Source organism: Komagataeibacter xylinus (assembly GCF_009834365.1).
In the GTDB taxonomy this organism is placed as follows: domain Bacteria; phylum Pseudomonadota; class Alphaproteobacteria; order Acetobacterales; family Acetobacteraceae; genus Komagataeibacter; species Komagataeibacter xylinus_D.
Window position 1 is genome coordinate 1,985,054 of the sequence record NZ_CP041348.1, and the last position, 11,198, is coordinate 1,996,251.

The 11,198-nt window shown below is 59.4% G+C and carries 7 protein-coding genes; 3 read left to right on the forward strand and 4 right to left on the reverse strand.

Going from position 1 to position 11,198, the window contains the following annotated elements; all coding sequences use genetic code 11:
• Positions 1–304: 304 nt before the first annotated feature.
• Both FMA36_RS09475 and FMA36_RS09480 read right to left on the reverse strand, forming a co-directional pair.
• The gene (locus FMA36_RS09475; RefSeq protein WP_408885611.1) at positions 305–2,908 is read right to left on the reverse strand and encodes a TonB-dependent receptor plug domain-containing protein; all 2,604 of its coding nucleotides are present in this window, start codon (positions 2,906–2,908) and stop codon (positions 305–307) included.
• Between the two features lie 576 nt (positions 2,909–3,484).
• Positions 3,485–4,387 carry a delta(1)-pyrroline-2-carboxylate reductase family protein gene (locus FMA36_RS09480; protein ID WP_159262117.1) on the reverse strand — a complete coding sequence of 301 codons (903 nt, stop codon included), beginning with the start codon at positions 4,385–4,387 and terminating at the stop codon, positions 3,485–3,487.
• A 235-nt stretch (positions 4,388–4,622) separates the two neighbouring features.
• On the opposite strand from FMA36_RS09480, the gene FMA36_RS09485 reads away from it, so the two are divergent.
• Complete coding sequence (locus FMA36_RS09485; RefSeq protein WP_206065067.1) at positions 4,623–4,844, forward strand: (2Fe-2S)-binding protein; 222 nt, start codon at positions 4,623–4,625, stop codon at positions 4,842–4,844.
• A 282-nt stretch (positions 4,845–5,126) separates the two neighbouring features.
• Here FMA36_RS09485 and FMA36_RS09490 read toward each other — a convergent pair whose 3' ends face one another.
• Both FMA36_RS09490 and FMA36_RS09495 read right to left on the reverse strand, forming a co-directional pair.
• Positions 5,127–6,641 (reverse strand): sodium:solute symporter family protein, encoded by a 1,515-nt coding sequence (locus FMA36_RS09490; RefSeq protein WP_159262119.1) that lies wholly within the window; start codon positions 6,639–6,641, stop codon positions 5,127–5,129.
• Entirely contained in the window at positions 6,638–6,814 is a 177-nt protein-coding gene (locus tag FMA36_RS09495; RefSeq protein WP_159262120.1) for a DUF3311 domain-containing protein, read from the reverse strand. Before FMA36_RS09495 ends, FMA36_RS09490 begins: the two co-directional genes overlap by 4 nt.
• Before the next feature lie 560 nt (positions 6,815–7,374).
• On the opposite strand from FMA36_RS09495, the gene ppdK reads away from it, so the two are divergent.
• Positions 7,375–10,050, forward strand: coding sequence for a pyruvate, phosphate dikinase (ppdK, locus tag FMA36_RS09500; protein ID WP_159262121.1), 2,676 nt, complete (start codon positions 7,375–7,377; stop codon positions 10,048–10,050).
• Positions 10,051–10,130: 80 nt separating this feature from the next.
• On the forward strand, positions 10,131–10,997 hold the full coding sequence (locus FMA36_RS09505) for a pyruvate, water dikinase regulatory protein (protein WP_159262122.1): 867 nt from the start codon (positions 10,131–10,133) through the stop codon (positions 10,995–10,997).
• Positions 10,998–11,198: the final 201 nt, after the last annotated feature.

Here is an 11,198-nt window from a genome sequence, read left to right on the forward strand (position 1 = left end):
TCCCGTTAATTCCAGTGGTTAATGCTATTCCCCGTCTCGGCTGCGTTCGATGAAGGTGAGGGAAGGGGCGGCCTGACACGGGAAAAGATCAACATCATCAGTGAGCTTGCGCTTGCAACGTGGCTGCGGGGGAAGGCAGCTTCCGGGCGCAATCCGGTCGTGCAATCCCATCAATAACGGCTACAGGACAGAAAGTTGTTGCGGCAGGGGGGGGCGCCCGCATGTGGCCTGAAAACCGACCGGGACACAAAAAATGCCCATGGCCTGCACCATGGGCATTGTCTGTCAGGAAAGGTGAAAAAGATCAGAAGTTGGCGTTGATACGGCCGTAGTAGTAGCCACCCGTGATGGGGATCTGCGCCGAGTTCTCATCATACGGCATGGCGCCAAGGGCATTGAGTTCCTGTGACATCATGCGTGGGCGGACGTTGAACACGTTGTTCGCGCCAACAGCGAAGTGCCAGTTCTTCTGGAACCGCACGCCAATTTCGATATCGGTCATCCAGTGCGGGGTGTTGATGAACTGCTGAAGGGCGCTGTTGGAGTACTGCACGGTCGAATTGGGGCCCCAATCCTGATACTGCACCATGTCGCTGGTCTGGCCATAGCGGGTCTGGCGAATGTTGAAATCCCAGTTCCTGTAGGTGTAGTAGGCGTTCAGGATGATCTTGCTGCGCGGGTTGTCCGAGGTGATCGAGGCAATATCCGCCAGGTTCAGGTTCGCGCCATTGTGGTGTAGGCGGGTGCGGTTGAGGTCGATCGACATGGACAGTGCCAGATTGCCATATTTATGGAGGTGGAAGAGATAATCCGCCTTGATGTCCACGCCCTGCGTGCGGGTGCTGGCGCCATTGGTAAAGTAGTCGGCATATACGTCGCTGTAATCGGAGAAGCCGCTTGGCAGCGAAGCCAGCTGGTTAATGGCCTGCGCAGCGATATAACCTTGAGTCGTGTTGCCATAAAGGGTTTTGCCGCCAAAATTTGTATCCTGCACGATACGGTCACGCAGGTTGATCTGGTAGACATCCGCTTCCACGTGGAAGCCATCGACCGGCTCCAGCACAATGCCGCCGCTGACACTGGTTGAACGCTCGGGCTTCAGCTTGGTTGCGCCAATGGCCTGTGCTGCGGAGGAATCGGCGGCCAGCAGGCCACTTGCACCGGTGGGCGAGACGTTGACGGCGCTGAAATGCGATTCAGCCAGTGTCGGTGCACGGAAGCCGGTGCTGATGGTGCCACGGATGGCAACGCGCTTGTTGAAGTTGTAGCGTGTTGAAATCTTGCCGTTCTCGGTATTGCCAACGTCGGTGTAGTGCTCCAGTCGGCCCGCGAAATCGAGTTCCCACTTCTTGGTCAGGCGGAAATCGCCATCCATGTACCATGCCCAGATGTCACGGTACCATGTGCCAGCCGAACCCGGTGAAATACCGGCATAGCCCTGCGTTCCGCCATTTTCATAGGAGACGGGCTCACCAGCCGTAATGTTGTAGGATTCCATGCGTTCTTCCGCGCCGAATGCCAATGTCATCGGAACGACATCACCGATCTTGAAATGGCGACGGAAATCAAGGTTGTTGGTCCACTGTGTCATGCTGTAGGTTTCGGCCCGCGCCGTGCGGGGGCTGGAACCGTAACTGTTGACATAGGAAGTATTGAGGGTGTTCTTGTTGCCGATCTTGTCGATATCTTCGCCGTAGGTCGTGCTGAGATCCCAGTTGAAGCCCATGAAGTTGTCACCCTTCAGGCCCAACGTGGCGGCAAAATCGTTTTCTTCCATGGTTTCCAGAGGGGAGAAACCATAGGGAGCAATGCTTTCGCACGCGGTGCAGTTGTCGTTGCCGGAAGAGTCATAACCTACATTGGGAAGACGATAGTTTTCGTACGCTTCCGAGTGGCGGTGAGCATAGGTGATCAGCCCATAGAAATTGATGCCGGGTGTAAACTGCTTGCCCCATTCGATCGAGAGGTTTTCGCGCGTTTCTTCCGGCGTGCTCATGATCTTGTTGGAATTCGTAGCAATCTTGCCAGCATTGGGGCCTGTGTAGGTTTTACTATAGGCATAGGGCGGCTGTGAGCCAAGCAGGCGGTGATCATGCGCGTTGTTGGCCACGAAATGGTCGGTGTGGTACACCTGCCCGCTGATGTGCAGGAAGCCGTCCTGACCGAGCTTCATGCCGCCATCGGCGTTGAGCTGGTAGTTCCAGCCATCACCATTATAGGCGTTGGCACCGGTCTGGCCGCTGAAATTGAAGCCGTGATCCTGCTTTTTGGTAATGATGTTGACCACGCCGGCGATCGCGTCCGAGCCATACATGGCGGCCGCGCCGTCCTCGAGCACTTCGATATGGTCGATAGCGTTGGCGGGGAGCATGTTCAGGTCAACCGGGGTGGAGCCTGATTCCGGGCCTGAATCCGCATACAGGTTGGCCGTGGTGTGGCGGCGCTTGCCGTCAACGAGCACGAGCACTTCGTTCGGGTTCAGGCCACGCATGCGGATGGCGGATGTCAGCGCGCCCGCATCGGAGCCCATGGCGCTGACATTGATCGAGGCATTGGTGCGGGTCAGCGCATCGGCAAGGTTCATCTGGCCCGAGCGGCGCAGTGCCGCCCCGCTGATGACCGAGACCGGGCTCATGCTGTCACGCGCCTTGCGGTTGGTGGAGTGCGTACCGGTGGAGACGCTGATCTGCTCGACACCGGAGCTGTTCACGCCCCCATTATCTGTCTTGGCGGCCTTGAGGGTCGTGGCAGCCCGGCCGTGCGCCTGTGCGGTTGCAGTGTGGTGCGCACGCACGGTGCTTCCCTTCTGATCCGCTGTTGTCGTGCTGCCAGACGGTGTGGCGGCCATCGCTCCATAGGAAACAAAAGAGCAGATAGTCGTAATCAAAAGAGAAGTGCGCCTGTTCATCGAATGCCCCGCAATTCATAGCTCGTGATGCTATTTATTAGCGGCCCGTAACAATTGGCGAGAGGGAAAATGCCCCCTGCCCATCGCGCGAAAAATATGTTGCGTCATTGCAACACAATGTTAAATGTTACTTGAAGTTAACTTTGTGAAAAACCAAACCAATCGTGGCGGAGAAATCCGATAGAATTATTATAGAATATTCTTATTTTTCATATTGATAGTGAATTTGCACACTTCTGGCCTCTCTGGCGTATTTTTGCTCTTGACGGCGGATAATAAGTTATCTGATTTTTAAAAATAGTAATTATAAATCAACACATTATGGATTTATGTGGACCCCGGAAAATCGTGATATAAAAGATACATCTGTTTGTATACAAGTTGTATTTTAGTCGAATACATACCGTGTATTTCTTGTTCTGAGAGCATGAAGGTGCATGGTGGCATCAGTTATGGAGGGGGCAGGTTCCGCTGCGTTTCTGGTGGCCATGTCTGGACGGGAATCGGAATCGTTGCGGCAGGGGCAAGAGTCGGCGCCGGCAATGCACGGTGTGTCGCCGGCGCTTGAGGGAGCCTTTACCCCCCTTGCAGGCGGGCAACCCGGCAGGCGGCCAGATCCCACGCGGCGCACCCGACGGATTTGAAAAACACAGGCTGGCCCGGGGCCGGAAGCGTGCCTTGCAATGCGAGCGCGAGGGGATGGACAGTCTGCCAGTCCACCCCTGCCTGATACAGGTCGCCCGCTTCGGTCGGGGCGCCGACGGGGTCATCAACATAAAGGGCGCTGCCTGCAATGGTGGTGGGGCCAATTTCCACCATGTCGGTCCGGTAGGCGCCGACACCTATGACAAGGCAGGATGCGTGGGCGGGTTCATTATAGATGACCGATGTGCTGGCCGTGAGCGTCAGCACCACATCAAAGGGCTCTTCATGCGCCTGTTCGGGGCGCACGCTCAGGCCGGGCATGGCATGTGCCGCGCAGAAGGCCCGCGCCCGCTCGGGCGTGCGCCCGCGTATGACAACGGTGATGCCGGGATAGACGGCCTCAAGGGCCTGCAGATGTGCAATGGCCTGCGTGCCGGTACCAATCAGCAGCACGCGCTGCACGGGGGCATGCGTGAATGTGCGGATGCCGAGCAGGCTGATGGCCGCGGTGCGGCGCATGGTGACGGTGGGGCCATCAAGCGTGAACAGGAATCGCCCGGCCTGCGCTTCGGCGCAGATGACCTGCCCCTGTATGCTGGGCAGGCCCTGGGCCGGATTGCTGGCAAACAGGGTCAGCAGTTTGGTGACCATGATGTCATCAGCCACGCAGGGCATGCTCATGAGCGCGCCGCGCTGGTCGCCTGTGCGGATGGTGGTGCGCTCGGGGCACAGGATCAGGCCCTGAGCCGCATCGTGCGCTGCCTGTGCCAGGGCATCGATCAGAGCGGGGAAGGGGAGGAGGGCGCGCGTTTCGGGCGCGGAATACTGCTGCATGCGTGTGCACCGTTGCGTCATGGTAAGATACTGTATGGGTATGGGATTTCTCGGCGGCCGTCATCGTGCGTGGCGCATTTGTTAAAAAATAGAAAGTTATCGCACGTAATATAAATTATATAGCATGCTGCGCATCGCCGGTCGGCATTCGCACACTGTTTTTTAAGGTTTACGCTATTGCGATTTGTTCTCATTCGTGATTATGGTGCTCCCACATCATGAATGGGATGGATAAATGTTTGTCTGCTCCTGCAATATGCTGACTGACACAGACGTAGAGACCGCAGCCCGCAATGGCGCGGTCAGGCCTAAAGAAGTCTATGAATCCAAGGGTTGCCGGGCCCAGTGCGGCAACTGTGTGCCCGGTGTGGTGTGCATTCTGCGCCAGCTTGCCCGCCAGGGGCGCATGGTCATGCCCGAGATGTCGCATGTGCAGCCTGATATGCAGGCCATCTGACCGAGCTTCCGGCCCGCTTCGGGGCGTCGATGTTCTCTCTCTCTTTGGCGTGCCATTGTCGCGTGGGGCAGGTGGTCTCGGCAGGATGGAGCCGTGTTGCGCCAGATAGGAGCGGCCTGATTGAAGGCATAAAAAAACGGCACGCCTGTAAAGCGTGCCGCTATGTTCCAATATGAGAAAATAACAGAAGTTTTTGGTGAAGCTTTTCCCAAAAAGCTTCAGAAAACGCCGCTTTCTTTAAAAAAAGCGGCGCCCCGAAATGCTATATATTAATGCACCCTGTCAGCTCTGCCGACGCATGCTCTGGCGTGGCTGGAGGGTGGAGGGCGAAGCTCCCAGCGCCAGCCGGATCACGCTGCCCAGCACCATGGTCACTACGATATTGACGCCCAGCGCCAGCAGGCCGGTTGAAACGGAAGCCGAAAAGCCGCCAAACGCAATGGGGTGCACGGGCTTGAGACCGTCCATCCAGCACAGCCCCAGCCCGAACAGCGAGCCACTGGCCCAGCCGCCAATCAGCGCGGGGGCCGACAGCCGCAGCGGCAGCAGCCCCATGATCAGGGCGGGGAAGGTCTGCAAAATGATGACGCCGCCCAGCAGTTGCAGGTCAATGGCGAACTTGGCGTTGAGAAACACGACACAGCCCAGCGCGCCCACTTTCACACCCAGCCCGGCCAGGCGCGCGCCGGTAACCGATTCGCTATGGCGGGGCAGGATGTTGTGCATGATCAGGTTGGCCGCACCAATCGCCATGACCGAGGCCGGCACAAGCGCCCCCACAGCGATGGCAGCAAAACAGAAGCCTGCGAACCATGAGGGGAAGATGGCCAGGAAAAGTTGCGGCACCACCTGTGAGGACGAGGTTGTGACGATTCCCGCCGCATGCGCCATCAGCCCCAGCAGCGCGATCAGCCCGAGCACAATGGTGTAGATGGGCAGGAACACGGCATTCTGCCGGATGGTATCAGCGGATTTCGCTGCCAGAATGCCGGTCAGCGTATGCGGGTACAGAAAGGCGGCAAAAGCCGAGGAGAGCGCAAGCGTGGCATAGGGCACCGTCTGGTCCTGTGACACGATGTGGCCGCCGGGAATGGCGGGCAGGTGTTCCGTCGCCGCATGGAACATGGCGCCATAGCCACCAAGATGGATCGGCACGATAATGACCGCCGCCAGCACGGCGATATAGATCATCACATCCTTGATGAACGCGGTGAGTGCAGGCGCATGCAGCCCGCCCAGCCACGTATAGGCCGCCAGCGACACGAACGCGAACAGCAGGGGCAGCATGCCGGTATAGCCCAGTGCCTCGACAACCGTGCGGATACCGATCAGCTGCAGCGCAATATAGGGCAGCACCGCCACCAGCCCGCTTATGGCTACGGCGAGTTCCAGCGTGCGGCTGCCAAAGCGCGCGCGTACGATGTCAGCCGCCGTGGCATGGCCGCCATCGCGCGCGATGGTCCACAGCTTTGGCATGACGGCAAAGATGAACGGATAGACGATAATGGTGTAGGGCAGCGCAAAAAAGCCGAAGCCCCCGGTGGAATAGACCAGCGCCGGCACCGCAATGACCGTGTAGGCGGTATAAAAGTCGCCCCCCACCAGGAACCACGTGATCCAGGCGCCGAACTCGCGCCCGCCCAGACCCCATTCTTCGCCCTGGTTATGATGGGTGACAGCCTTGCGGCGGTTGAGCAGCGGGCGCCAGAACCGCACCGTGCTGCCCAGCACGATGGTGGCCACAAAACACAGGACAAATACGCCGATGGCGGCGTTATCAGGCAGGGAGGGGATCATGACTGTTTATCCGTCTTCCATGCCATCCAGATCAGGACGGAGGTTACGGGCACCCAGGCAAGCTGGTACCAGTAAAAGAACGGAAAGCCGAGCAGCACCGGATCGTGCCGGTTATACAGCGGCACCCAGAGCAGCCCGGCAAAGGGCAGCAGGAGGAGTATGGTTTTTTTCATGTTGACCGAACTTCTTGTTTTTGTGTGGCCGTCAGCGAATTTTCTGGAAAGCGGGATGGAGTGTCAACATAATTAAAGGTGTTTTGAAAGTATTTTTTGAATAATAGGCTAGGTTATTTTGTAATTACATTTCATTATTGTGCAGCGCGCAATGTTTTTGCTGCAACGCACAACGTAATGCAGCAAAAACAGACTCTTTTGCGGAGTGTATAAATTATTTATAAAATGAATAACTAAAATTATTAAAAATAATATAACATGCGCCTTACCTTGCAGGCGCCTGTGGTTGCGTTAATGGTTTATAAAAATACCATATTGTAATTAAACAATATTATTTTCATTTTCCGCATTCTGCCCGGCTTCGTTCGCTTAAGGTCATGCCGCATGGCGCAATGGGGCAGGTGAAAAATAGTGATTGCCCGCCCTTGCCCGTGCCGGTTAAATTCACTGCCCGGACCTGCCAACAACAAACAATATTAAAAGCACGGTCGTCTGTTTTTACCCTGTGCCGGAGCAGGCGTTATCCTTTGACAGACGGGCGCGCGTAGGAACGAACAGACATGACCAAATGGGTTTATAGCTTCGGAGATGGCCTGAACGAAGGGCGCGCGGAGATGCGCAACCTTCTGGGCGGCAAAGGTGCCAACCTGGCGGAAATGGCGGCAAACGGCCTGCCGGTGCCCCCTGGCTTCACCATTACAACGGAAGTCTGTTCGGCCTTTTATGAAAATGGCCGGAAATACCCCGATGACCTGCGCGCCCAGGTTGCCGATGCGCTGGCGCGGGTTGAAAAATCCATGGGCCTGCGCTTTGGCGATGCCGAAGCCCCGCTGCTGGTCTCGGTGCGCTCGGGTGCCCGCGTGTCCATGCCGGGCATGATGGATACCGTGCTCAATCTCGGCCTCAATGACGAGACGGTGGAAGGTCTCGCCCGTTCCTCCGGCGATGCCCGCTTCGCATGGGACAGCTACCGCCGCTTCATCCAGATGTACGGCTCGGTGGTGATGGGCGTGCCCCATCATCACTTTGAGGACGTGCTCGAGCAGTTCAAGCGCGCGGGCAAGGTGGAAGACGACACCGCCATTACGGCAGAGCAGTGGCGCACCATCGTGGCCGATTACCGCCACCTTATCAGCACCCATGCCGGCACCGAATTCCCCACCAACCCGCAGGACCAGCTCTGGGGCGCGATCGGGGCGGTGTTCGGCTCGTGGATGAACCCGCGCGCCAACACCTATCGCAAGCTGCACGAGATCCCGGCCTCGTGGGGCACGGCGGTCAACGTGCAGTCCATGGTGTTCGGCAACATGGGCGATGACTGCGCCACCGGCGTATGCTTCACGCGTGATCCGTCCACGGGCGAGAACATCTTCTACGGTGAATACCTCATCAACGCGCAGGGCGAGGACGTGGTGGCGGGCATCCGCACGCCGCAGCCCATGGCGTGTGCGCGCGCCGAGGCAGGCCAGCACCCGATGGAGACCACCCTGCCGCAGGCTTACGCCGAACTGCTGCGCGTGCGCTCGGTGCTCGAAACCCATTACAAGGACATGCAGGACATCGAATTCACCGTCCAGCGCAATGTCCTCTACATTCTCCAGACCCGCAGCGGCAAGCGCACCGCCGCGGCAGCACTGAAGATCGCCATCGACATGGCGCGTGAAGGCCTGATCTCGCAGGAGGACGCGATCCGCCGCGTGCCGGCCTCCTCGCTCGACCAGCTGCTCCACCCCACACTCGACCCCAAGGCCGAGCGCGTGCAGTTGACGCGTGGCCTGCCCGCATCGCCGGGTGCTGCAGCCGGTGCGGTCGTATTCTCGGCCGAGGAATGCGAGGCACGGGCCGCAAAAGGCGAGGATGTGATCCTTGTCCGTATCGAAACATCCCCCGAGGACGTGCACGGCATGCACGCCGCCCGTGGCGTGCTCACCACCCGTGGCGGCATGACCTCGCACGCCGCCGTGGTGGCGCGTGGCATGGGCCGCGTGTGCGTGGCGGGGGCTGGCAGCATTCATGTCGATTACGCCGCGGGCACCATGACCGTTGGCACCCACACCATTGCACAGGGCGAGTGGATCACGCTCGATGGCGGTACGGGGGCTGTCTATCTGGGTCGCGTGCCGACCATCGCGCCCACGCTGTCCGATGATTTCAATACGCTCATGGGCTGGGCCGACAGCGTGCGCCGCCTTGGCGTGCGCGCCAATGCCGAAACGCCCGATGATGCCGCAACCGCCCGGCGCTTCGGCGCGGAGGGCATCGGCCTTGCCCGCACGGAGCACATGTTCTTCGGCCCTGACCGCATTGGCCTCGTGCGCCAGATGATCATTGCCGATGATGAACTGGTACGTCAGAAGGCCATTGCGGGGCTGCTGCCTTTCCAGCGTGATGACTTCGCCAGCCTGTTCCGCATCATGGCCGGGCTGCCGGTAACCGTGCGCCTGCTCGATCCGCCGCTGCACGAGTTCCTGCCGCATGAGGAAGCCGAGACCGCCGAAGTGGCGCAGGCGCTGGGCAAGAGCGTGGAAGAGGTCCGTGCCCGCTGCGCAGCCCTGGCCGAGACCAATCCGATGCTGGGCCACCGTGGCTGCCGCCTCGGCCTGACCAGCCCGGAAATCTATGCCATGCAGGTGCGCGCGCTGATCCAGGCCGCCGTGATTGTGGAGAAAGAACTCGGCAGGCCCATCCGTCCCGAGATCATGATCCCGCTGGTGGCAACACAGGCCGAACTCGCCACCACCCGTCGCGCCGCGGAAGACGAGATCGCCCGCGTGCTGAAGGAAGAGGGGACCAACCTCAACTACTACATCGGCACCATGATCGAACTGCCGCGTGCCGCCATCCAGGCGGACAGGATTGCGGAATATGCCGATTTCTTCTCGTTCGGCACAAACGACCTGACCCAGACCACCTTTGGCCTGTCGCGTGATGATGCGGGTTCGTTCCTGCCTTATTATGTCGATAACGGCCTGCTGCCGCGCGACCCGTTCGTGTCCATCGACCGTGATGGCGTGGGCGCGCTCGTGCGTCTTGGCGTGGAGCGTGGGCGGCAGACCAGCCCCGACCTCAAGCTCGGCATCTGCGGTGAGCATGGCGGTGACCCGGATTCCATCGCCTTCTTTGATGAAGTCGGGCTGGATTACGTATCGTGCTCGCCCTTCCGCGTGCCGGTGGCCCGCCTTGCGGCCGCACAGGCGGCCCTTGCCACCCGCAACAAGGTCGGCAACCCCGCCTGATCCCTGCAGGCTGGCATAGACACTGAACAAAATGGCGCGTCGCCTGCCTTCGGGCAGGGGCGCGCCTGTCAGGCAGGACAATGAGCGAACAGCCGATTATCCTGCATCTTGTATCCGAGGCGACGGGACAGGCGCTCGAGGCGGTCATGCGCGCCTGTGGCGCCCAGTTTCAGGATGCCAAGTTTGCCCTCCGTAACTGGAACCTCGTGCGCACGCGCGTGCAGGTCGGTCGCGTGCTGGCCGGGATCAGTCACGAGCCGGGGCCGGTCCTGTCCTCGCTCACATCACCTGAATTGCAGACCATGTTGCGGGTGGGGTGCGCGCGCCTTGGGGTGCAGGTCAAGAACATCCTTGATGGCACGATCCATTTCCTTGAACAGCAGACCGGCATCCCCGCCGAGCGCCACCCCGGTGGCCAGTACGTGATGGATGAGAGTTACCGCCGCCGCATTGATGCAATGCAGTACGTCATCGCCCATGATGACGGGCAGAAGACAACCGACCTGACCCGCGCGGAGGTGGTGCTTGTGGGGGTCTCGCGCACATCCAAGACACCCACCTGTTTCTACCTCGCCAACCGGGGCATCCGGGCTGCCAATATTCCGCTTGTACCGCATGCGCCGCTACCTGCGGGGCTGGAACATTTTCCCGGCCTTGTGGTCGGCCTTACCATCGATGCGCATACCCTGCTTGAAATCCGCCGCTCACGCGTGGGCATGATGCTGCCGGGGCGCTCCATGGTGGCTCCCGGCATGTCGGAAACATCGGTCAAACCCTATATCGACCCGGTCAACGTGCAGGAGGAACTGCACTGGGCGCGGCGGCTGTGCACGCGGCATAAATGGCCGGTCATCAACGTAACCCACCGCTCGGTGGAGGAAACGGCAGCCGCCATCATCGATATGCTCGAGCATGATGGCACCAGCCGCGTCCTGCCTGCCGTTTAAGGCGCGGGAGAGAAGCTTTTTGCAAAAAGCTTCGCCAAAAGCCGCCTTTTTGAAAAAAGGCGGCACCCGGAAACTTTTATCTTTTTTGAAATCCCTCCACGGGGCAGGCCGTATCCAACGGGGCGACGTGACAGATACGCCGCCATATCCTATTGCTGCGGTAGCGCGTGCGCCTGCTTTTTTTCTGTCCTGATGGATCAT

Coding starts and splice junctions, on each gene's coding strand:
- FMA36_RS09505 (WP_159262122.1), top strand. CDS start 10,131: ATGAGCGAACAGCCGATTATCCTGCATCTTGTATCCGAGGCGACGGGA.
- FMA36_RS09490 (WP_159262119.1), bottom strand. CDS start 6,641: ATGATCCCCTCCCTGCCTGATAACGCCGCCATCGGCGTATTTGTCCTG.
- FMA36_RS09480 (WP_159262117.1), bottom strand. CDS start 4,387: ATGCAGCAGTATTCCGCGCCCGAAACGCGCGCCCTCCTCCCCTTCCCC.
- FMA36_RS09475 (WP_408885611.1), bottom strand. CDS start 2,908: ATGAACAGGCGCACTTCTCTTTTGATTACGACTATCTGCTCTTTTGTT.
- FMA36_RS09485 (WP_206065067.1), top strand. CDS start 4,623: ATGTTTGTCTGCTCCTGCAATATGCTGACTGACACAGACGTAGAGACC.
- ppdK (WP_159262121.1), top strand. CDS start 7,375: ATGACCAAATGGGTTTATAGCTTCGGAGATGGCCTGAACGAAGGGCGC.
- FMA36_RS09495 (WP_159262120.1), bottom strand. CDS start 6,814: ATGAAAAAAACCATACTCCTCCTGCTGCCCTTTGCCGGGCTGCTCTGG.